Consider the following 21,152-nt stretch of genomic DNA (forward strand, 5'->3'; position numbering starts at 1 on the left):
GGCCGGCGCGCATTGTCAAGACGCGGCAGGCCGCTAAGATGGCGGAAGAACACGTGGGAGGAACCATGCTGACTCCAGTGCAGCCGGAGATGGGCAAAGCGGCCGGTCTCGCCGAACGCGCCCTGCGCTTCCGCACCATCGCCGCCGCCTTCCACCGCAATGCCGCGCTGCTCTTCGGCGGCAGTGCGTTCCGCTTCGAGATCGACGACGAGGCCCTGGCGCGGGCGTTCAGCGCATGGCGGCGCAGCTTCGACGCGGTCAAGGACCAGGTCGAGACCGACCGGCGCGATCTGCTGATCTTCTCCGGCGGGCTGCTGCTGAAGGAGCTGTTCCGGCATTCTCCGATCGCGATCCGGCATCGCGGCGTCGCGGTCCTGAAGAGTTTCCCGCAAGCGATGACCGCCTGGCCGGAGGGCTATGTCTATGCAAGCACCTGCCTCGCGATGACCGCGGCGGTGATCGAGCAGGAAGGGCTGGCACCACTCGCGCCCGACACCGAAGAGGATCGGTTCTGGACCTCCTTCCGCGAGAACGTGAAGGAAGATGCGACCACGGCGATCGGCTTCTTCGATCTGCTGTGCGGCGTCACGCCGAACTGGGAGCTGCCTTTGCAGCGGCGCGTTCCGGTTCCAGGCTGACCAGATCCCTCTCCCAGCCGAACACGCTGCGGCCGCCGAGCATCGGCGACCGCGCGCGCTCGTTCGCGATGAAGGAATCGACGCTCGGGCCTGAGACCAATCCCTCAAGTTTGCGCGCTTGATCGTCGAGCCGCTGCAGGGCGCCGAGTTCTTCGTCGCGGCCGAGCTTGGCCCGCTGCACCGCGTTCTTCAGGATCCGCAGAGTCTCGTCATAGACCTTGAGCGGCACCGGATAGGGATGTCGGTCCTTGCCGCCATGGGCGAGGCTGAAACGCGCCGGATCGGCGAAACGGCAGGGCGCGCCATGCACCACTTCGGCGACCATGGCCAATGCCTGCACCGTCCGTGCGCCGACGCCGGGCGTGAGCAGCAATTGCGGGAAATCCGTCGGGCCGCGATCCGCCGCGGCAGCCAAGGTCGCGTGCAGGCGGCGGCCGATGATGTCTTCGGCGCGCACGTCGTGATGCGCGGGCATGACCAGGTAGGGCAGCTGGCCCTGCGCCGGCGTCCGGCCTTCGAGCTTGGCGATCTCGAGGGCGATCTTGTCGGGGCCGAGATCGGCCAGCATGTCGACCTGAGCCGTGCGCGAAGCGGCGGCGCGGTGGTCGGCAAGGTTCACGATAGCGCCCTGGCTGCGGCCCTCGATCGCCGCATGCGGGTCATCGACGAAGCTGGTCAGCCCCTCCGAGAGCCAGTGGTAGCGCCGCGCGAGGTGCGTGCCGCCGTTCATGCCCTGCTGCACCACGGTCCATTGTCCGTCGGCCGCCAGCACGAAGCCGTGCAGATAGAGGTCGAAGCCGTCCTGAAGCGCCGCGCTGTCGATCTTGGCGACCAGACGGCTGGTGCGGGCGAGCGCGGCACCATCGACGCCGATCCGCATGCCGATCGCGGTCAGCTCCTGGGGCGTGCTGCGGGAATGGCTGCCGCGGCCGCCGCAGACATAGAGGCCAAGCTCGTTCTGCCGCGGAGCGAGGCCGCGTTTCAGCGCGCCGATGACGCTGGTGGTAATGCCGGAGGAATGCCAGTCCATCCCCATGACTGTGCCGAAGGACTGGAACCAGAAGGGATTGGCCAGCCGCCGCAGGAACTCGGTCCGGCCGTAATGCAGGATGATCGCCTCGGCGATGACGGTGCCGAGCTTGGCCATCCGCGCCGCCAGCCAGGGCGGAACGCGGCCATTGTGCAACGGGAGATCGGCGATGCCGGCGCGTCGGGCCATGGTCCGATCCTAGGCCAGGAACATAAATAGAACAAGCAAAAGCCTTCCGGCCTTGCCGAGGATTGAGCGACACTCGCGCCCGATCAGCGATTCGGTGGGAGAAGAAGCGTGAGCATTGCACCCTTCGGCGAGGCCGACGGCAAACAAGTCCAGGAAATCCGGTTGAAGTCCGCCGCCGGTGCGGAAGCTTCGATCATCAGCTTCGGCGCGAGTTTGCGCGACTTCGTGGTGCCGCTGGCCAATGGGCAGAAGCGGCGCGTGGTGCTGGGCTACGAGACGCTGGACGGTTACCGGACCGGCCATGCCTCGATCGGCGCGACCTGCGGCCGGGTCGGCAACCGCATCGCCAACGGGCACTTCACCCTGGCCGGCAAGTCTCACCAGCTCGCCAAGAACGAGAACGGCAAGACGCATCTCCATGGCGGCAATGTCGGCTATGCGAAGAGGGTCTGGGACGTCGCCGATCACAACGAGAGCAGCGTCACCTTCCGCCTGCATTCGCCGGCGGGCGAGGAGAACTATCCCGGCAACCTGGAGGTCTTCTGCATCTATCGCCTGCTGGAGCCGGCAACCATCCGGGTCGAGATGACCGCGACCACCGACGCGCCGACCCTGGTCAACATGGTGAACCACTCCTACTTCACCCTGGCGGAGAATGCGGAGATCTGGGACCACAAGATGCAGGTCGCCTCGGGGTTCATCACCGCGCTCGACCCCGATCTCATCCCGACCGGGGAGATCGTGAGCGTCACCGATACGCCCTACGACTTCCGCAAGCTGCGGCCGATCCGGCATGGGCAGGGCAAGCCCTTCGATTACGATATCAACTTCGTGCTCGACACCTTGCCGCCGGTCGGTGAGAGCGGCGATGTCGCGGTCAAGGTGGTGTCGCCGACCGGCGACCTGACCCTGGAATGCGCGACCAACGAGCCGGGTATGCAGCTCTATACCGGGGCGGTGGTGCGGCATACCGCGCCGGGCGTTGCCGGGCAGAAGCATTTCCCGCATGCCGGCTTCTGCCTGGAGGCGCAGCGCTTCCCCGACGCGATCCACAACCGGCATTTCGCGCAGGCCACCTTGCTGCCCGGCGAGGTCTATCGCCAGGTGACGGAATACCGCTTCAGGTAGCTCGCCTTCGATGCTGATCACCTGGTATCCACCGCCGCTGCCGGGCCTCGGTCGCGACGCGCCCGGCAGCGCCAATGGCTATCTCCGGCGGCAATGGCTCCGCGGCGCCTGGCGGCGCGGCACTTGGGTAGACCGGCTGAGCTTCGTCGCCGCGATCATTCTCTGGTGGCCGAGCACGATCCTGCATGCGGCCTATCTGGCGCTCCGATTGGGAACCAGCCGTGCCAAGACCAGCGGCAAGTCACCGTTCCGGCAGTTCCTGGAGCAGATCGCGGTGGCGGCGCAATGGATGGTGCCGCCGCTCTGGTACTACACCTTCGAGTTCCACGACGATGAACGCCGGGCCCATGCCGGGGATTACTTGCAGCGGGTCCAGGTGAAGCCCTTCATCTATCGCTGGCTGGTCGACCGCAAGCAGCGCCGGGACAAGAACGTGCCCTTCGCCAGCAAGGTCCATTTCTCCAAGCTCTGCCGCGAGCGCGGCTTGCGCGCCGGCACTGTGATCGCGATCGTGGGGCCGAAACATATCGACTTCACCGACCCGGCGATGACCGCTTTTCCGCCGCGCGATCTCTTCGTGAAGATCAAGCTCGGCCGCGGCGGCCGCGGCGCGGAAAGATGGAACTATGCCGCCGGCACCTACCGCGACGGCGAAGGCCGCAGCCTCAGCGCCGCCGAGCTTGGCGAGCATCTGAAGCGGCGCGCCAAGCTGGAAAAGCGGGTGGTCGAATATTGCCTCACCAATCACAGCGACCTCGCCGATCTGACGACCGGAGCGCTGGCGACCGCGCGGATCCTGACGCTGCGTAACGAGAACGGCGGCATCGAGGCGACCCATGCGGTCTTCCGCATGCCGCAGCGACCGGGCGCGCTGGTGGACAATATCCACGCCGGCGGCATCGCCGCGGCGGTCGAGCTCGCGACGGGAAAGCTCGGCCGCGCCACCGATCTCGGAGTCAGCACCGATTCCGCCTGGCACGCGCGGCATCCGGCCACGGGTGCGGCGATCGAGGGCCGCGTCCTGCCGCACTGGCCCGAGGCGCTGGACCTGGTGAAACGGGCCCATGATCTGATCGGCGACCGGGTGGTGGTCGGCTGGGACGTCGCGATCCTGGAGGACGGGCCCTGCCTGATCGAGGGCAACGGCAAGCCGGATGTAGACCTGATGCAGCGCCCGCACCGTGCCGGGCTCGGCAATTCACGCTTCGGCGCGCTGCTCCGCCATCACCTTGAGAAGGCGCTGGCCGGCGACGCCAGCAACGGGCGCCGGCCCGATCAGTTCGGGACCTTCAATCGTTAGAAGTCCCAGCTGCGGTCGAGCCAGTAGTCGATCTTCCGCCCGCGGCCGATGTTGAATATCTTCGCGAGCTTGCGGGTCAACCGGCCGAGCCAGTCGTTGCGCTGCATCAGGGTCGGCGTCGGCTTCTTGCTGACGACCAGGGCGATCAGCTCATCGCGCTCGGCGGTGTTCAGCAAGTTCCGCTCCTGCATGGTCTCGATGAACCAGAGCGCCTCGTCGAGGCAGCGGTGCAGGATCAGGATCAGCAGGTATTTAAGGCACCAGGCGCGGTCGCCGCGGGCCAGCACCTCTTCCGCCGGGCGGAAGTAGAGCGCGTCGCCGGCAACCAGGCGGCAGGAGATGTCGCGGCGGTTGCGCGAGATGTTGAGATACTTCCGCAGATACCCATTCTCGAGCTCGTCCCGGATCCGGTAGCGCCGGTCGGGCAGCAGGTCGAACAGCTCGAAGCCGCGACCCTTCATGAAGGCGTCGATCTCGCCGAACAGCGGCTGGCCGATATAGTATTCGATGAACTCGACCTCAACCTGCAGCGCCAGCAGGTCCGACCAATGCTTCTCGGACATCGACTTCAGCACGTCGAGCTCGGCGCCCTGGATGTCGAGCTTGATCAGGTTCGGGTTTGGCCGCTGGTGCTGGTCGAGGCATTCGCTGATCGCCATGACCTCGATATCGACCGTCTTCACCAGCTTGCCGTATTGGTGCTGCGCGTAGCGCGCCATGATCTCGGGATTGGGGGGATAGAGCGAAGAGCTGGACGGCTTCTTCAGCACGTAGAGCTTGGCCGGGCCGGTCTTGGCGCCCAGCCCGACCGCATACCAATGCTCGCCCGGGCGGTTGGCGGCCTTTTCCTTCTCACAGGCCACCGGATCGGGCTCGAAACACTCGGTCTCCATCAGGGACTTGTAGACCAGCCAGCCCCGCTGCACGCCGCCGCGGGCCCCGACGTCGATGCATTTCAGCGTATCCGCCGCGAGGGTGCGAGAGAGGAGATCGGTCATATCCAGGCTTTCCCGTGGAAAGCCCAGGGAGTTAATTGAGTGGGGCCGGTTCGTCAATAAGCCGGTCTTGAATGAGACATACTGGCGCAAATGGGCGGTTTCCTTGACAATTCCGCCCCTCGGCCCTATCCAGGCCGGCATTCCGGCCTTGCCCGGCAGCGACTGGATTTTTCAGCCTTCATGCCTTTCCGACTGATCGCTCGCCTCGACATCAAGGGTCCCAATCTCGTCAAGGGCATCCATCTCGAAGGACTGCGCGTCCTCGGCCGTCCGGCCGCCTTCGCGCGCAAGTATTACGAGGACGGGGTCGACGAGCTCTTCTACCAGGATGCGGTCGCCAGCCTTTATGGCCGCAACAGCCTGCTGGAGATCGTCAAGGAGACGGCGCGGGAGATCTTCATCCCGCTCTGCGTCGGCGGCGGGATCCGCACCCGACAGGACGTCTACAACGTGCTGCGCGCGGGGGCCGACAAGGTCGCGATCAACACCGCGGCGATCGAGCGGCCGGAGTTCATCAAGGAAGTCGCCGAGGAGTTTGGCTCCTCGACCATCGTCGCCGTGGTCGAGGCGATCCGCCAGCCCGACGGCGGCTATCTCTGCTTCACCAATTGCGGCCGCGAATATACCGGCGTGGAATCGATCGCCTGGGCCAAGCGCCTGGGCGAGCTCGGCGCCGGCGAGATCGTGGTCACCTCGGTCGATCGCGAAGGCACCGGGCGCGGCTTTGACGTCGAGCTGACGCGGCGCATTTCCGAGGTGGTGCCGATCCCGGTCATCGCCCATGGCGGCTGCGGCTCGGTGAAGCATGCGCTGGACGTGGTGCAGACCGGCCGCGCGGACGCGATCGCCCTCGCCTCGATGCTGCATTACGACGCGGTGAAGAAGATCCCGGTCGATCTCAGGGAATTCGAGGACGAAGGCAATACCGAGTTCCTGCGCCATCATCGCCAGGACGGGTTCAAGCTGGTCGCCAGCACGACCATGCAGGACCTGAAGGCAAAGCTCGCGGCCGGCGGCGTCCAGCCGCGGGTGACGGAAGCGGCCGCCTGATGTCGAAGAGCCCGAAAGTCGCCATCATCGATTTCGATCTCGGCAACCTGTTCAGCGTGGCGCAAGCCTGCCTGAAGGCCGGGATCGACGCCGCGATCACCACCGACCCGAAGGCCGTCGCCGCGGCCGATGCGCTGATTCTGCCCGGTGTCGGCGGTTTCCCGAAGGCGATGGAATCTTTGAACCGCCGCGGCCTAGTCGCGCCGATCAAGGACGCGGCCGCCACGGGCAAGCCGATCGTCGGCATCTGCCTGGGGATGCAGCTCCTGATGGAGAGCAGCACCGAGTTCGGCAGCACGCCGGGCCTGGGGCTGATCGAAGGCAGCGTCGTGAAGCTGCCGGAGATCGCCGGCCCGAATGACCGCAACCTGCCGATCCCCAATGTCGGCTGGAGTCCGGTGGCGCCGGTCCGCAACGGCCTGCCCTGGAAGGGTACGCCGCTCGGCGAGACCGCGCCCGGCGCGATGTTCTATTTCGTGCATTCATTCTTCGTGAAGCCGAAGCGGGTGCAGGACGAGCTCGCCCAGACCGCCTTCGGCACCACGACGATCTGCGCCGCGGTCGGCCGCGACAACATCTTCGGCATGCAGTTCCACCCCGAACGCAGCGGCACAACCGGCCTCAACGTCTACAAGACCATCGACCGCATCACTCGAGGACAGCCGGCGTGAGCGCACCACTCGAAGCCTATTACGGCCTGCCCAGCGAGGTCGTGTTCTGCAAGCGCTGCCTGATGTCCAATCAGCGGCCCTCCTCCTATCCGGAATTCAAGCACACCAAGAACCGGATCACGCCGACCCTGAAGATCGACGCCGAAGGTGTCTGCGACGCCTGCCGCTGGAACGAGTGGAAGCGCACCCAGGTGATCGACTGGGAGGCGCGCGAGAAGGAGCTGCTGAAGCTCCTCGACAAGCATCGCCGCAGCGACGGCGGCTATGACTGCGTCTGCCCGGGGTCCGGGGGCAAGGACAGCGTCTATGCGGCGCATATCCTGCGCTACAAATACGGCATGAATCCGCTGACCGTGACCTGGCCGCCGATTCTCTACACCGACATCGGCTTGAAGAACTTCCGCAACTGGCTGGATGTCGGCGGCTTCGACAATATCAGCTTCAAGCCGAATGGCCGCGTCCACCGCATCCTCACGCGTCTGGCGATTGAGAACCTGCTGCACCCGTTCCAGAGCTTCATCATCGGGCAGAAGAACCTGGCGCCGAAGCTGGCCGCCAAGTTCGACATCCCGCTGATCTTCTACGGCGAGAACGAGGCGGAATACGGCAACCCGATCGGCGACAACATGAGCTCGCTCCGGGACAAGTCCTATTTCACCTACCAGCATCTTGACGAGATGTTCCTGGGCGGCGTCGCGGTCAAGGAGCTGCTCGAGCGCAACGACATGACGCTCACCGACATCAAGACCTACCTGCCGATCTCGGCCGACGAGCTCGAGAACAAGCAGCTCGAGGTGCACTACCTCGGCTACTACCTGCCCTGGACCCCGCAGGAGACCTATTACTATGCGGTCGAGAATTGCGGCTTCCAGGCCAACCCGTCGCGCACCGAAGGCACCTATTCGAAGTACAACAGCCTCGACGACAAGATCGACGGCTTCCACTACTACACGACCTACATCAAGTTCGGCCTCGGCCGCGCCACCTATGACGCCTCACAGGAGATCCGCAACCGGCACCTGACCCGCGAGGACGGCATCGCGCTGGTCAAGCGCTTCGATGGCGAGTTCCCGCACCGCTACTTCGCCGAGGTGATGGAGCATATCGAGATGGAGCCCGAGCACTTCATCGAACTCTGCGACCGGGCCCGCTCGCCGCATCTCTGGAAGAAAGAGGGCGGCGACTGGAAGCTCCGCCACGTGCCCTGGGAACAGTAAGCCGGCCTACTTCTTGGTGAAATGCCGGATGAAGGCTTCGACCTTCGAAGCCGCACTTTTGTCCGGGGTGAAGGCGATGTGCTCGTTGAAGCGGGCCAGGCGCTCTTCCGGCGTGCCCAGCGGCGGCAGGTTGCCGGCGATGGCGCGCTCCATCAGCCCGCGGAATTCCTCGACGGAGCGCGGGAAGTAGATGCACTTCACGTGCTCGGGCACGTCATAGTGATAGAGGCAGACGCCCGGGTTGTTGAGCGCGTCCTTCCAGGCCGGCACGATCACCGCGGCGTTGGAGAGCAGCGCCTCCGCCACAGCCAAGGAGTTGCAGCCGACGATCACCCGCGACTTCGGATAGAGGTCGACCAGCGACCAGTCGGCGGTGAACTCGACCTTGGAATCCTTCAGCTCCGGATAGAGGGCGTAGGCGTCCACATCCTCGTTTGCTTTTTTCAGCTTCAGCACGAAGCGGAGCTTGGGCTCGCGCGCGGCGAGCTCGGTGAAAACCTCGGCCACGTCGCGGAAATTCTCCATCGCCTCGTAGATCCGGTAGGCATAGGAGATGAGCGTGACGCAGTTCCGCTCCTCGAGCGGGAGAGTCTTCAGGCCGAGCCACTGATCGAAGCGCGGCGCGCCGGTGACATGGATCGAGCCGGGCGCATAGGCGCCCATGCGCTCCATGGTCGCCTTGGAGATCTCCGAATAGACCGCGACCCCCGTGCCCTTGAAGCGGAAGTTCGCCTTGGTGTAGTGGGCGAGCACGTTGGCGCGGTCCTGGGGGATCGTGTAGTTCTCGCGGCAGAGCACCAGGAAAGGAATGCCGAGCGCCTCGCAGCCCAGGCGCATCGCCTCGTCCTGCCAGTAGTCGGTATTGCCGGCCATCACCGCATCGACCGGATGCACCTTCTGCGCTTCCTTGAGCACGGTTTCGGCGAAACGCTGCAGATAGGGGCGGAAGGCGACCAGGTCACGGTCCAGGAGATCGGTGAAATAGGACTGGATCCGCCATTCCTTCGGGATCCACTTCTCTTGCACCTTCTTGATCCGGGTCGCGGGGATGGAGACGAGGTTGATCTCGGTGCTGGCGCGCGCCACCTGCACGTCCTTGATGAAGGTCGCGCGCTTCAGGCAGAGAACGGTCGGGCGACCGGGCTTCCAGGGGCTCCAGTCGATTCCGGCAGCGATCCTCCGGCCGCGCCATTCAATCATGCCCAGGAGCGATTCGGCCGCGACGCGGGTGAGATAGGCCTGTTTCCGAAAACGCGTGCGCAAGGTCGGCGACGGCACCTTCAGGGTGCCGTAGATGTTCATCGGAATCGGCAGGCGTTCGAAAGCGCTGTTAGCCGACAAGATCGATCTCCTGGCGGGCGCGTTCGAGGTCCTCGATGCGACCGATGTCGATCCAGTATTCGGTGACCGGGAAAGCGGTCACCCGGCGCTTCTCGGCGATGAGCTCGCGCATGAGATCCGGCATGTCGACCCGGCGCTGCGGCTGCAGGCGGTCGAAGACCGCGGGGCTCAGCACATAGATGCCGCCGCTGATGAAGCATTCGTGGTTCGGCTTCTCGACGATCGACATCACCTCGCCGCCCTGGATCTCGGCGACACCATAGGGGATCTGGTGGCTGTAACGGCGCACGCAGAGTGTCAGGTCCGCCTCGTGCTGCTGGTGGAAATCGACCAGGGATTCGAAGTTGATCGTGGTCAGCAGATCGCCGTTCATCACCACGAAGGGCAAGCTCGGCCGTTCCGGCAGCAGGCCGACGGCACCGCCGGTGCCGAGCGGCTGGTCCTCGCGCAGGTAACGGATCTCGGCGCCGAATTTGGCGCCGTCGCCGAAATGTGCCTCGACTAGGTCGGCGCGGTAGTTGACCGAGATGAAGAACTTGCGGAAGCCCTGGGCGGTGAAGCGGTTGATGATGATCTCGAGCAACGGCCGGTCGCCTACCGGCAGCAGCGGCTTCGGCATGTCCTCGGTCAAGGGCCGCAGGCGCTGGCCGAGCCCGCCCGCCATCAGCACCACCCAGTTGTCCTTCTCCGCGCCCTCATAGAGTTCGACATCGCTTTCCAGCCCGACCAACCGGCCGGTCTCGTCGACCAGCGGCAGGTGGTGGAGTTCATAGCGGCGCAGCAGCTCGATGAACTCGGCGCGGCTCATGCCCTGGCGCGCGACCTTGGGCTTCACGTTCATCACCTGCGCCGCGGGCGAGTCGAGATCCAGGCCGCGCAGCAGGCCGCGGCGGATGTCGCCGTCGGTCACCGTGCCGAGCAGATGGTCGTTGCCGTCCACCACCAGGGCGATCTGCAGCGACGACTGGTCGATCGCCTGCATCGCCTGCCGGATCGTGGGATTGTTGGTGAGGATCGCGGAACGCCAGTTCTTCATTGGGATGCTATCTCTGTGGTCCCGGTGCGACGCGGGCCTGGGCCGGCACGTCGCGGGTGACGACGGCGCCGGCGGCGATCATCGCCTCGGCACCGATCTTGATGTTCTGGATGACGATGGCGCCGGTGCCGAGATGGGCGCCGTCGCCGACCTCGACCGTGCCGGAGAGGACGACGCCGGGTGCCAGATGCACATGGTCACCGATGCGGCAGTCATGGTCGAGCTTGGCGCCGGTGTTGACGATGCAGTTCACACCGGTGCGCAGGCCGGGCTGCAGAATGGCGCCGGCCATGATCTGCGCGCCTTCGCCCAGCGACACGTCGCCGGCCACGATCGCGCTGGGGTGCCTGAAGGAGAGGATCTGGAAGCCGCCTGCCTTCGCCTCCTGGAACAGCCGCGGCCGCGGGTTCTTAGCGCCGACATCCAGCGAGCCGACGCCAATCGCGAGCTGCACCTCGCCCGGCTTCGCCTGGGAGAGATCCTTGCCGAGCCAGGCGACGCCTTGCGGCAGCGTCTGCGCGACCTCGGGCTTCGGGTCGATCACGCCGGCGATCACGTGACCGGCGCAGCGGAGTGCATCGATTACCACGCGGGCATGACCGCCACCGCCCAGGATAACCACGGGTTTGGTCATGCCTCGATCGCTTCGTCGGCGGCGTAGGCGCGGCTGGCCTTGCGGCCGACCACTTCCCAGAGCCGGATCGGCGCCAGCCCCTCGCCGGCGCGCTTCACGGTCAAGTTCTCGAGCGAGAAAGCCTCGCCGCTGGAGATCGGCCGCGCCGCCACGATCGCCTTGCGCGCGACCTTGCGGGTCGAGAGCTCGGCGTTGGTCGGCGCCTTGGCGGCTTCACCCAAGGAGCGGCTGACGGCGCGGATCGCGTCCACCATCTGCTTGAACTCAGGTGTCTCGATCGAGGCCTTGTGGTCGGGGCCGGGCAGCGCGCGGTCGAGCGTGAAATGCTTCTCGATCACCCGGGCGCCGCGCGCGGCCGCCGCGATCGAGACCGCAATGCCGACGCTGTGGTCGGAATAGCCGGTCGGAATGCCGAAACGCTCGGCCAAGGTGTCCATGGCGCGGAGGTTGATGTCGTCCAGCTTGGCCGGATAATCGCTGGTGCAATGCAGAAGCGTGATCTTCTGCGCCAGGATCGCGCGGGCCGCCGGATTGGCGAAAGCGCGCTTGAAGGCATCGGCACCGGGCTCGCCCTGCTCGGTGTAGCCGAAGGCGAGCACGCCCAGCGCATCCTCGACCTCGTCCAGGGTCGCCATGCCGGTCGAAACGATGAGATCGGCGCCGCTGCGCGCGAGCTGCAGCAGCAAGGGCGCGTTGGTGAGATCGCCGGAGGAGACCTTGACCAGCTTCAAGCCGAGCGTCCTGGTCAGGAGATCGACGCTGTCGGGGTCGAAGGGGGTCGAGAGGAAGCCGATGCCCTTTTCCTTGCAGCGGGCGATCAGCGCCTCATGGGCTGCGCGGTCGAGTTCCAGCGCTTTCAGCATCTCGAACTGCGACTTCGATTCCGGGGCGTTGCGGTTCTGGTAGTCGGCCTTGGGCGCACTCATCGTGACCAGGGCCTCGGCCTTGAAGGTCTGGAACTTGACCAGGTCGGCCCCGGTCTCCGCCGCGGCATCGACCAGGCGCAGGGCCATCTCCGGAGAACCGTTGTGGTTCACACCGGCTTCCGCGATGACTATGACCCGATCGCTCGCCAAATCTCCCTCCGACGCCCCCAAAACCGGCCCAAAACCGGGCTCCGTTAACTTGTCGGCGCGCTCGGCCCATGCTTATACTCCGGCGCATTTTATGTCACTACCGACTTGATTCTCGCGGAAAACCATGGCGGACGACCGGATTCTGGTAACCGGAGCCGACGGCTTCATCGGCTCGCATCTGACGGAAACCCTGGTGCGCCAGGGGGCGCGCGTCCGCGCCTTCTGCCTTTACAACAGCTTCGGCAGCCGGGGGCATCTCGACCGGCTGGATGAGGACGTGAAGGCGAAGATCGACTTCTTCACCGGCGACATCCGCGATTCGGGCAGCGCCCGGGCGGCGGTCCAGGGCTGCGACCTTGTGCTCCACCTGGCGGCGCTGATCGCCATCCCCTACTCCTATGCCGCCCCGCAGAGCTATGTGGACACCAACGTCAACGGCACGCTGAACCTGCTGAGCGCCGCCAAGGAACTCGGGGTCAAGAAGTTCGTCCATACTTCGACTTCCGAGGTCTACGGCACCGCGCAATATGTGCCGATCGACGAGAAGCATCCCTTGAACGCGCAATCGCCCTACGCCGCCACCAAGGTCGGCGCCGACCAGATGGCGATCGCCTTCCAGCGCAGCTTCAATCTGCCGGTCGCGGTGATCCGGCCGTTCAATACCTTCGGGCCGCGGCAGTCCGCCCGCGCCGTGCTGCCGACCATCATCACCCAGATCGCCAGCGGCAAGAACGAGATCCGCCTCGGCAATCTCACCGCCACGCGTGACTTCTGCTATGTGAAGGACACGGTGGCCGGCTTCATCGCGGTGATGCGTTCGGAAAAGGCGGTCGGCGAAGTCATCAATATCGGCAGCGACTTCGAGGTCTCGATCGGCGACGCCGCCGACATCATCGCGGAACTGATGGGCCGCAAGATCACCATCAGCGTCGATCAGCAGCGCCTGCGTCCCGATGCCAGCGAGGTCGAGCGGCTCTGGGCCGCGACCGAGAAGGCCAAGGCGCTGACCGACTGGAAGCCGCAGTATTCGGGCCGCGAGGGCTTCCAGCGCGGCCTCACCGAGACCATCGCCTGGTTCAAGGACCCACGGAATCTCGCTGCATATGACCCAAGCCGCTATCAAGTCTGAGCGTCCGGCGACGCCGGCGGAGATCGTCGCCGCGATCCGTTCGGTCGTCGGTCCGAGCGAGAAGCCGGTGCAGCTGCATGAGCCGAAATTCACCGGCCATGAATGGGATTATGTGAAGGACTGCCTGGATACCGGCTGGGTCTCCTATAATGGCGCCTATGTCGCGAAATTCGAGCAGATGCTCTGCGACCTGACCGGCGCCGCATCTTGCGCCGCGGTCGCCAACGGCACAGTGGCGATCGAGATCGCGCTGCGCGTGGCCGGCGTGAAGGCTGACGAGGAGGTGCTCTCGCCGAGCCTTACCTTCGTCGCGACCAACAATGCGATCGCGCATGTCGGCGCGATCCCGCATTTCGTCGAAAGCGATGAACGCACCTTGGGCATGGATCCCGCAGCACTCGGCGACTATCTGAAGGACATCGCCGAGCTGACCGATGCCGGCGCGCGCCATCGCCGCAGCGGCCGGCGCCTGGCCGCGATCCTGCCGATGCATGTGTTCGGTCACCCGGTCGATATGGACGCGCTGAACGAGGTCGCGGCGCGTTGGAAGATTCCGGTGATCGAAGATGCGGCTGAGGCGATCGGCAGCACCTACAAGGGCCGCAATTGCGGCAACCTCGCGCCGATCGCGGCGATGAGCTTCAACGGCAACAAGATCGTCACCACCGGCGGCGGCGGCGCGATCCTGAGCCAGAATCCCGAGGTCGGCAAGCGCATCCGCTATCTGACGACGACGGCGAAGCAGCCGCATCCCTGGGAGTTCATCCACGACGAGGTGGCCTGGAACTTCCGCCTGCCCAACATCAACGCCGCCATGGGCTGCGCCGGGCTGGAACAGCTGCCGGAGCTGCTGGCCTCGAAGCGGCGGGTGCAGGAACGCTACGAGCAGATCTTTGCCGGGATGCCGGGCGTCTCGGTGTTCCGCGAGCCTGAGGAGAGCCGCGGCAACTACTGGCTTTCGGCCTTGCTCATGGATACGCCGGATCTCGCGCGGCGCGACGAGATCCTGCAGGCCTGCCACGACGCCGGGTTGATGACCCGCGCCTGCTGGCGCCTCTCCCATCACCTGCCAATGTACAAGGACTGTCCGCGCATGCCGCTCGATGTCGCGGAGAGGCTGCAGCCGCGGATCATCAACCTGCCGAGTTCGCCCTTCCTCGGGCGCGTATGATCAAGGGCATCCGCCAGATCGCGGTGGTGACCGGCAGCCGGGCGGATTACGGGCTGCTGCTCTGGCCGATCCGGCGGATCCAGGAAGAGCGATCCTTCCGGCTGACCGTCGTCGCGACCGGCATGCACCTCGCCCCGGCGTTCGGCATGACGGTCGACCAGATCGCGGCCGACGGCATCCCGGTGACGAAGCGCGTGCCGATCCTGGGCGAGGGCGACGACGCCAATGCCATGGCCGCGGCGATCGGCAAGGGTGTCGCCGGATTCGCGGCCGCCTTCGAGGAGCTGCGTCCGGATCTCGTGCTGCTGCTCGGCGACCGCTACGAGATCTTCGCCGCGGCGCAGGCCGCCTACGTCAAGAAGATCCCGATCGCCCATCTCTGCGGCGGCGATGTGACCGACGGCGCGCTGGACGATGCCTTCCGGCATTCGATCAGCAAGATGGCGAGCCTGCATTTCCCGACCAACGCGGATGCCGCCCGCCGCCTGCGGCAGTTGGGCGAGGCCGAGGATCGGATTCATGCGGTCGGCAGCAGTGGGATCGACGCGATCCTGCGGGCGCCGCAGATGAGCCCCGGCGATCTCGAGAAGTCGCTAGGTCATAAGCTGAGTGGCCGCACTCTACTGACGACCTTCCATCCGGTGACGCTCGACGCGCTGCCCTCGCTGGACCAGTTGAACGAATTGCTAGCGGCGCTCGAGGCGGTCGATCCGGCAATCACCGTCGTGTTCACCCTGGCCAATGCCGATGCCGATGGGCGCGCGCTCAACGCCGCGATCGAAGCCTTTGCCCAGCGGCGGCCGAACAGCTTCGCCCATGCTTCGTTGGGGCCGGAGCGCTATCTCAACCTGATGCGGCGCGCCGCGGCGGTGGTCGGCAATTCGTCCAGCGGGCTCTATGAGGCGCCGAGCTTCGACGTGCCTACGGTGAATATCGGCCGGCGCCAGGACGGCCGCCTGCGCGCGAAATCGGTGATCGACTGCCCGCCGGAGCGCAAGGCGATCGGTGCGGCGATTCAGAAAGCGCTGGCGTCGCAGCCCAAGGGCACGGTCAACCCCTATGGCGACGGCGAAGCCTCGGCGCGGATCGTCGCGGTGCTGAAATCGATCCCGGACTGGCCGAGCCTGGTCTACAAGCGCTTCCAGGACCTTCCCTAGTAGCCCCACATATGCTGCAGCGAGACCGCGCCGGCATCGGAGACGGTCACGATCTGGCAGTTGAGATCGGCATTCTTCGAGCCGACCAGCAGGGCGCCGTTGCCGGCCTGGCCGAGATGGCCGGCGAGATCGGGAATGACCTCGTCGATCCAGGCGAGACGCCAGCCGAAGGGCGGCAAGGAAAAGCTCGCGTTACGCCCCTGCCCGCGGGTGTTGAAGACGGTGACTTCGGCGGTCCCCTCACGCTTGTAGTCGAGGCTGCCGCTGCCGTTCACCACCAGCAGGCCGGTGCGATAGCCGCCGCCATGGCGCGCCCGGGCGAAGAGATTGGTGCGGCCGAAGACCGCGGCGCCGGGACCGGCGAAGCTCGCCATGCCGGGCACCATCACGCCGCAATTGCGCCAGCAGTTCTGAAACTCGGTGACATCGCGGTCGCCGGTGCGGCGGTTCTCGACGATGAACTGGCTCAAGAGCTTGAAACCGGCGCGGCGGGTCTTGATCGCCTGCCAGTCGGGCGTGACGATCGCGAGCTTGGCGCCCTGCACGCCTTGGCGTTTCAGGATCTCCGCGGGCGCGAACAGGCCGAGGCCGGGCTGCTCGTAGGCATGATCGCCGAGGAAGCGGCCGTCGCCGCCGAAGGCGAAGATGCGGAAATGCCGCAGGCCGGGATTGGAGACATCGAAGTCGATAGCGTAATGCAGCGGGTCGCCTTCCTCGGCGATCGGCACCGGGAAAGGCTCAACCATGAAGCCGGCCTCGCGCAGGCGCGCCAGTTCGGCCAGTTCCTCGGCGCCGGCGGCCCAGTCGGTGCGCTCGGCGATCGGTACGGAGACGTGGTGGTTGGCGGAGAGCGAGCCGCGATGGCCATCGCCCAACGCCTGCTGGCCTTCGAAGCTGTACCAGAAGGAGCCGCCGTAGCCGCGGTACTTCCAGCCGAAGAACGGCTCGGCGCCGCCGTTGCGGGTGAGCTTCACCTCCTCGACATAGACTTCCGACCGGCGGGTCAGGCCGGCGCCGCCATTGGCGCCGGTCACCTCGACGCTGCGCTCCTCGCCGAGATCCTTCGCATAATTCGGGATGGTGAGGACGATATCGCCGGCGCGGACACTGTCCTTGGCGGCGCGGAACTCGAACTTGTGACTCGGGCTGCGCTTGAACTCATGGGCGCTGTGCAGCGTGGTGAAGGAATCGCGCCAGAAGATGTCGGCGCAGACCCTGAGGCGATAGTGGCGGCCGCGGGTCAGGATCGGGTGCGCGACGAAGACGGCGATGCAGGCGGCCTCGCTGCGCTTGGGGAAGAAATCCGAGAGCCGGATCACCAGCGATTCGTTGGGCTGCAGAATCCGGGTGAAATGCTTGCGCTCGGCCCCGTGATAGACCTCGACGCGGTAGAGCAAAGGGTCCTTGATGCCGAAGTAATGCTGGAAGTGATTGAACAGCAGCGCCTCGGCGTCCTCGGCCTCGCTCGGGACCGGCAAGGTCCCGCCGCAGAATTCCCAGTCCGCGCCAACCCAATGCACCGGCTTCGTGGGATCGACCTCGGCCATGCGGGCGACCGCGTGGCGGAAGGAGAGCCCCGCTTGGCTGCCGCCGCAGACCACCGCGTCGAAGCCGGCGAAATCGATCTGATCGGGATTGGCCGCGCCCTGCCCCAGCTCTTCGACCAGGCAAGAGGTCCAGGTGGTGCCAAGACCCGCCGCTTTCGCCGTCACCGCATCGAAGAAGGCGCGGTCGCCGGAGACCAGGATGCGCTTGGCCTGGTCGAGGGTCAGCCAGCCCAGCACCTGATCGAAGGTCTGGCTGATCTTGGTGTCGCTGCCGGCGGGCACGCCGCTCTTGGCCTTTTTCGGCTTGGCGAGGCCGATGCCGACCGCCAGACGCTTCAAAAGCCCGGTATGACCCCCGGTTGCTGCCCCGCTCATTTCTCCACTCCCAGCCTGTCCGCTATGGGCCTGTCCGCTATGGGCCTGTCCGCTATGGGCCTGTCCGCTATGGCGGCGTTGTTGGCGGTATTGAAGCAGATTGACCAGGCTATTCCCAGCCTCTGCGACACTTGGCGGCAGGTTGGACTCGGGCGCTATTTCCGCAGGAAGACCGCGAGTCGGGTCTGGATCGCCTCGGCGATCTGCGCGGCGGCGCGCTGCTGCGCATCGCGGCGCGAGGAGATGTCCATGTAGGGCTCGCGCAGGATGTCGTAGCTGGTGACGATGTTGGCGACGTCCTTCAGGACCGTCTGTCCCTTGGCGTCGTTCAGCTCATATTCCGCGATCATGATCAGGTCTTCGCGCGTGGCCTGGCCGTTGCCGAGCGAGGCCGCCGCGCGGGTCTGCTGCTGCAGCTGGATCGCCAGATGATAGGCCGCCGCACTCGGCGGGCCATACGGATTGAGCGCGTCCTTGAGGTAGTTCTGCAGCAATTGTGCTGCCCGCGAATCGTAGAGCGCGTCGGTCGAGCCGTGCAGTGGATCGATGCTGGAATCCGGCACCACCGGGTCGATCTTGATCTGGGCGAGCTCGGTGCTGACACCGCCGGAATTGGTGGCGGGTCCCGGCCGTTCATAGAGCGGCCGCCAACCGCAGCCGCCGAGCAGCAGCGTGGCGCCGAGCGCCAGCATCAGGCGACGCCGTCCCAGGCGTCCGCCAGCCGCGGAACTCTCGATATCCCCCAATCGGTTCATGCCCGTCCCTGCCCGCATGTCGGGTCCTTCTATCACAGCGGACAGCCGCTTGTCATATCGGCGGCAGAAGATGCGGCTCCAGGAACCAGGAGATCGGAAATCGCATGCAATTCCGCAGGAATTATCGCCGCTTCGCCCTGTTGGCACTGGCGGCGAGCGCCGCCGCCACCGCCCCCTACCTCGTGGGCGAGGTCAAGGAGGCGCTGATCGAGCAGGCCATGACCAAGGGCGGCTATGTGATCTACCTGCGCCATGCCAGCCGGCTCTCCGGGCCGCGCGAGCTGCTCGGCGCCGACTCGCCGATCGCCGCCTTCGCGGATTGCGGCAAACAGCGCAACCTCACCACGGCGGGACGCGGCGAAGCGGTGCATATCGGGCAGGCCTTCCAGTCCTTCGGCGTGCCGATCGGCAACGTCTATGCATTGCCGCTCTGCCGCACCCGGCAAACCGCGGAGCTCGCCTTCGGCCATGCCTTGCTGGAGACCCAGCTCTACGACATCGCTTTCGTCAGCCACATGCTGGCGGCGCCGCCCGCCGCCGGCTCCAACACGGTGCTGGTGGACACCGAAGACCAGGTGCGCCGGGTGGCCGGAATCGAGCTCGCGCCCGGCGAGGCGGCGATTTTCCAGCCCGACGGCAACGGCGGATTCCGCTACGACGGCAAGCTAGATCAGGCGGATCTCATTCGCTAGGCCCCGAGGCCTGACGCGGCCGGAGCGCGCGGACGAAGTCTGCGAACACCATCAGCTTGTCGACTCGCGCCTCGCTGCCGCAGGGCAGGATCACCGCCTCGATGAACAGGAAGTCCTTGTGCGGGCCGACGTAGGGCGGGCGCAGGAAGCGCGGCGCGGCATGCTCGACCACCCAGGCCTGATGCGCCCAGATCACGCTGTCCGCGCGCTGGTATGCGACGCTCGACATCCGCACGCCGGTGAGGTCCTGCATCAGGTGCGTGCGGATGTTGGAGCCGATCAGGCGGTAGACGAAGTCGAGCGGCTCGCGCAGCACGTCGAAGATGATGATGTTCGGGATCAGCCGCGGGATCTCCAGCGGCGGGTCGAAATCTTCCCGCGAAGGCAAGGCGCCCTCGCGCTTGCGGGCCAGCCAATAGGCGTGCCCCGTGCGCACGATCTCCGACTGGACGTCTTCGACCTTGTCCACGGCATTTCCTGGCGTCCCCGCAGCGACTATGCCGGAGAAAAGTGGCTTTGTCAGCCGAGGCTCAGCCCACGCCTCGCCAACCCCTAGCCAACCCTGGGCACGCGCAAGGTGAATCGCGCGCCCCCGCCCGGATTGTCATCGACCAGCAGCTGGCCGTTATGGGCGGCGGCGATGCGGTGGGTGATGGCGAGGCCCAAGCCGGCGCCGCCGGATTGCCGGCGGTCGGCGCGCCAGAAGCGCTGGAACAGCAGCAGGCGCTGCTCCTCGGGGATACCGGGGCCGCGATCCGAGACCGAGACGCCGCCGCTCGGATCGAGCTCGATCTCGACCTCGGTGCCGGGCGGCGTGTATTTCAGCGCGTTCTCGACCAAGTTGCGCAAAGCCTGATAGAGCGCATCGCGGTTGCCGCGCACCGGCACCGGCTGCTCGGCGTTGAGCACGGCGACGTTGCGCCCGGCCTTCACGGCGAGCGGGGCCATCAGGATCGCGACTTCGGCGGCGATCTCCGAAAGATCCGCCTGCTCGTCCGGGCGGATGGTCAGGGCTTCCAGCTGCGCGACCACCAGCAGCTGGCCGACCAGCTTGGTCATCCGCTCGACATCGGCACGCAACGCGGCGGTGCCCGCCGGGTCCTGCATGCTGTCGAGATGCGCGGCGAGGATCGCCAGCGGTGTCCGGAGTTCATGCGCGGCGTCGGCCAAGAAGTCACGCTGGGCCTGGAAGCCGCGGTCGAGGCGCTCCAGCGCGCCATTCACCGCCTCCACCGCGCCCAGCAGCTCCTTCGGCAGATCGTCGGTCGGCAGGCGCACGCCGGTCTGGGCCGGGTTGATCGCGCGCGCGTAGCGCATCAGCCGCTCCAGGGGCTTCATCGCGCCGCGCAAGGTGAAGATCAGCGCGGTGAGCAGCACCAGCAGCATCGGCAGGGTGACCGGGAGATATTCGCCCAGCCACTCGTAGAACAAGGCGTCGAGCGCGGTCGAGGTCGGCGAGATCCGCCGCGTCACCTGCATGACCAGGGTATCGCCATTGATCTCCAGCAGCTCGGAGAGGCTGCATTGGCGGTTGCGCGGACGGGCGCGCTGCGGCCGCTCCTTGCCGGCCAGGCGGCAGCTTTCGGTGACCTCGTCGATGGCCGGAGTCTCGATCGCCTGGAGCTCGTCGGCATGGCGGCCGCCCGAGAGCTTCACCTGCCCGTCCAGCGAGCGCACCATGTAGCCGATGGTCGGCGAGAGCTTGGTCTCGTCCACCGTCACCCGGCCGCCGTTCTCCACGGTGACGGCAAGCTTCAGGGCATGCAGGTCGTCCACCAGCACGTCGAACGGAATCTCTTCCGAATCGGTTTGATAGATCAGGAAGACCACCATGCCCGCGACCACGAAGAAGGCCACGAACACGGCGCAAAGCCGGAGGATGAGGCGTGCTTGCAGCGAGGCGCGGTTGGAACCCATGGCGCCCAATGTAGCGCCAGGGCCGAGCGACGGCGACCGGTTCAAGGGGCTTTCGGCGCGCGGGGGCGCCCCCGGCACGCCGATCCCGTCAGCAATCATCG

General features: G+C 66.2%; 20 protein-coding genes. 10 read left to right on the forward strand and 10 right to left on the reverse strand.

Annotation, left to right across the window (positions count from 1 at the left end; genetic code table 11):
• The first annotated feature begins 65 nt into the window (after positions 1-65).
• Positions 66-638, forward strand: a complete 573-nt coding sequence (locus tag ACH2CY_RS23285) for a hypothetical protein (RefSeq protein ID WP_395022091.1) — start codon at positions 66-68, stop codon at positions 636-638.
• On the opposite strand, the gene ACH2CY_RS23290 is transcribed toward ACH2CY_RS23285, so the two are convergent.
• Complete coding sequence (locus ACH2CY_RS23290) at positions 586-1,857, reverse strand: DUF763 domain-containing protein (protein WP_395022092.1); 1,272 nt, start codon at positions 1,855-1,857, stop codon at positions 586-588. The two genes, ACH2CY_RS23285 and ACH2CY_RS23290, sit on opposite strands and share 53 nt — an antisense overlap.
• Positions 1,858-1,965: 108 nt before the next feature.
• Here ACH2CY_RS23290 and ACH2CY_RS23295 point away from each other — a divergent pair, with 108 nt between their 5' ends.
• Positions 1,966-2,985 carry an aldose epimerase family protein gene (locus tag ACH2CY_RS23295; RefSeq protein ID WP_395022094.1) on the forward strand — a complete coding sequence of 340 codons (1,020 nt, stop codon included), beginning with the start codon at positions 1,966-1,968 and terminating at the stop codon, positions 2,983-2,985.
• 10 nt (positions 2,986-2,995) lie between these two features.
• A complete protein-coding gene (locus ACH2CY_RS23300) occupies positions 2,996-4,285 on the forward strand; it encodes a sugar-transfer associated ATP-grasp domain-containing protein (protein ID WP_395022095.1) in 1,290 nt (429 codons plus the stop codon).
• On the opposite strand, the gene ACH2CY_RS23305 is transcribed toward ACH2CY_RS23300, so the two are convergent.
• A complete protein-coding gene (locus tag ACH2CY_RS23305; protein ID WP_395022096.1) occupies positions 4,282-5,283 on the reverse strand; it encodes an FkbM family methyltransferase in 1,002 nt (333 codons plus the stop codon). The two genes, ACH2CY_RS23300 and ACH2CY_RS23305, sit on opposite strands and share 4 nt — an antisense overlap.
• Positions 5,284-5,463: 180 nt before the next feature.
• On the opposite strand from ACH2CY_RS23305, the gene hisF reads away from it, so the two are divergent.
• The 3 genes from hisF to ACH2CY_RS23320 are packed head-to-tail and all read left to right on the forward strand — an operon-like array spanning position 5,464 to position 8,221.
• Positions 5,464-6,333: an imidazole glycerol phosphate synthase subunit HisF gene (gene hisF / locus ACH2CY_RS23310; protein WP_395022097.1), complete on the forward strand. Its 870-nt coding sequence runs from the start codon at positions 5,464-5,466 to the stop codon at positions 6,331-6,333.
• The gene (hisH, locus tag ACH2CY_RS23315) at positions 6,333-7,004 is read left to right on the forward strand and encodes an imidazole glycerol phosphate synthase subunit HisH (RefSeq protein ID WP_395022098.1); all 672 of its coding nucleotides are present in this window, start codon (positions 6,333-6,335) and stop codon (positions 7,002-7,004) included. Before hisF ends, hisH begins: the two co-directional genes overlap by 1 nt.
• Positions 7,001-8,221, forward strand: a complete 1,221-nt coding sequence (locus tag ACH2CY_RS23320) for an N-acetyl sugar amidotransferase (protein ID WP_395022099.1) — start codon at positions 7,001-7,003, stop codon at positions 8,219-8,221. The genes hisH and ACH2CY_RS23320 overlap by 4 nt, the downstream gene beginning before the upstream one ends.
• 6 nt (positions 8,222-8,227) lie before the next feature.
• Here the strand turns inward: ACH2CY_RS23320 and ACH2CY_RS23325 are convergent, their stop codons facing one another.
• The 4 genes from ACH2CY_RS23325 to neuB are packed head-to-tail and all read right to left on the reverse strand — an operon-like array spanning position 8,228 to position 12,308.
• Positions 8,228-9,562, reverse strand: a complete 1,335-nt coding sequence (locus ACH2CY_RS23325) for a hypothetical protein (protein ID WP_395022101.1) — start codon at positions 9,560-9,562, stop codon at positions 8,228-8,230.
• Positions 9,552-10,598 carry a nucleotidyltransferase family protein gene (locus ACH2CY_RS23330; RefSeq protein WP_395022102.1) on the reverse strand — a complete coding sequence of 349 codons (1,047 nt, stop codon included), beginning with the start codon at positions 10,596-10,598 and terminating at the stop codon, positions 9,552-9,554. Before ACH2CY_RS23330 ends, ACH2CY_RS23325 begins: the two co-directional genes overlap by 11 nt.
• A 7-nt stretch (positions 10,599-10,605) precedes the next feature.
• Entirely contained in the window at positions 10,606-11,232 is a 627-nt protein-coding gene (locus ACH2CY_RS23335) for an acetyltransferase (protein ID WP_395022105.1), read from the reverse strand.
• Positions 11,229-12,308 (reverse strand): N-acetylneuraminate synthase, encoded by a 1,080-nt coding sequence (gene neuB, locus ACH2CY_RS23340; protein WP_395022107.1) that lies wholly within the window; start codon positions 12,306-12,308, stop codon positions 11,229-11,231. Before neuB ends, ACH2CY_RS23335 begins: the two co-directional genes overlap by 4 nt.
• A gap of 124 nt (positions 12,309-12,432) precedes the next feature.
• On the opposite strand from neuB, the gene ACH2CY_RS23345 reads away from it, so the two are divergent.
• From ACH2CY_RS23345 to neuC, 3 genes are read left to right on the forward strand one after another with little or no spacing between them, the layout of a single operon-like run.
• Positions 12,433-13,437 (forward strand): NAD-dependent 4,6-dehydratase LegB, encoded by a 1,005-nt coding sequence (locus tag ACH2CY_RS23345; RefSeq protein ID WP_395022108.1) that lies wholly within the window; start codon positions 12,433-12,435, stop codon positions 13,435-13,437.
• Positions 13,412-14,608 (forward strand): LegC family aminotransferase, encoded by a 1,197-nt coding sequence (locus tag ACH2CY_RS23350; RefSeq protein WP_395022110.1) that lies wholly within the window; start codon positions 13,412-13,414, stop codon positions 14,606-14,608. Before ACH2CY_RS23345 ends, ACH2CY_RS23350 begins: the two co-directional genes overlap by 26 nt.
• Positions 14,605-15,765 (forward strand): UDP-N-acetylglucosamine 2-epimerase, encoded by a 1,161-nt coding sequence (gene neuC / locus ACH2CY_RS23355; RefSeq protein WP_395022112.1) that lies wholly within the window; start codon positions 14,605-14,607, stop codon positions 15,763-15,765. Before ACH2CY_RS23350 ends, neuC begins: the two co-directional genes overlap by 4 nt.
• Here neuC and ACH2CY_RS23360 read toward each other — a convergent pair.
• Together ACH2CY_RS23360 and lptE are read right to left on the reverse strand one after the other, a co-directional pair.
• Complete coding sequence (locus ACH2CY_RS23360; RefSeq protein WP_395022114.1) at positions 15,762-17,687, reverse strand: hypothetical protein; 1,926 nt, start codon at positions 17,685-17,687, stop codon at positions 15,762-15,764. The genes neuC and ACH2CY_RS23360 overlap by 4 nt on opposite strands.
• Positions 17,688-17,842: 155 nt before the next feature.
• The gene (gene lptE, locus ACH2CY_RS23365; protein ID WP_395022115.1) at positions 17,843-18,442 is read right to left on the reverse strand and encodes an LPS assembly lipoprotein LptE; all 600 of its coding nucleotides are present in this window, start codon (positions 18,440-18,442) and stop codon (positions 17,843-17,845) included.
• A gap of 104 nt (positions 18,443-18,546) precedes the next feature.
• Between lptE and ACH2CY_RS23370 the strand changes: the two genes are divergently transcribed.
• Positions 18,547-19,134: a hypothetical protein gene (locus ACH2CY_RS23370; protein WP_395022117.1), complete on the forward strand. Its 588-nt coding sequence runs from the start codon at positions 18,547-18,549 to the stop codon at positions 19,132-19,134.
• On the opposite strand, the gene ACH2CY_RS23375 is transcribed toward ACH2CY_RS23370, so the two are convergent.
• Both ACH2CY_RS23375 and ACH2CY_RS23380 read right to left on the reverse strand, forming a co-directional pair.
• Positions 19,124-19,603, reverse strand: a complete 480-nt coding sequence (locus tag ACH2CY_RS23375; protein ID WP_395022118.1) for a PAS domain-containing protein — start codon at positions 19,601-19,603, stop codon at positions 19,124-19,126. The genes ACH2CY_RS23370 and ACH2CY_RS23375 overlap by 11 nt on opposite strands.
• Before the next feature lie 83 nt (positions 19,604-19,686).
• Positions 19,687-21,150, reverse strand: a complete 1,464-nt coding sequence (locus ACH2CY_RS23380; RefSeq protein ID WP_395022120.1) for a sensor histidine kinase — start codon at positions 21,148-21,150, stop codon at positions 19,687-19,689.
• Positions 21,151-21,152 lie beyond the last annotated feature (2 nt).

The organism is Dongia sp., from assembly GCF_041905885.1.
In the GTDB taxonomy this organism is placed as follows: Bacteria; Pseudomonadota; Alphaproteobacteria; order Dongiales; family Dongiaceae; genus Dongia.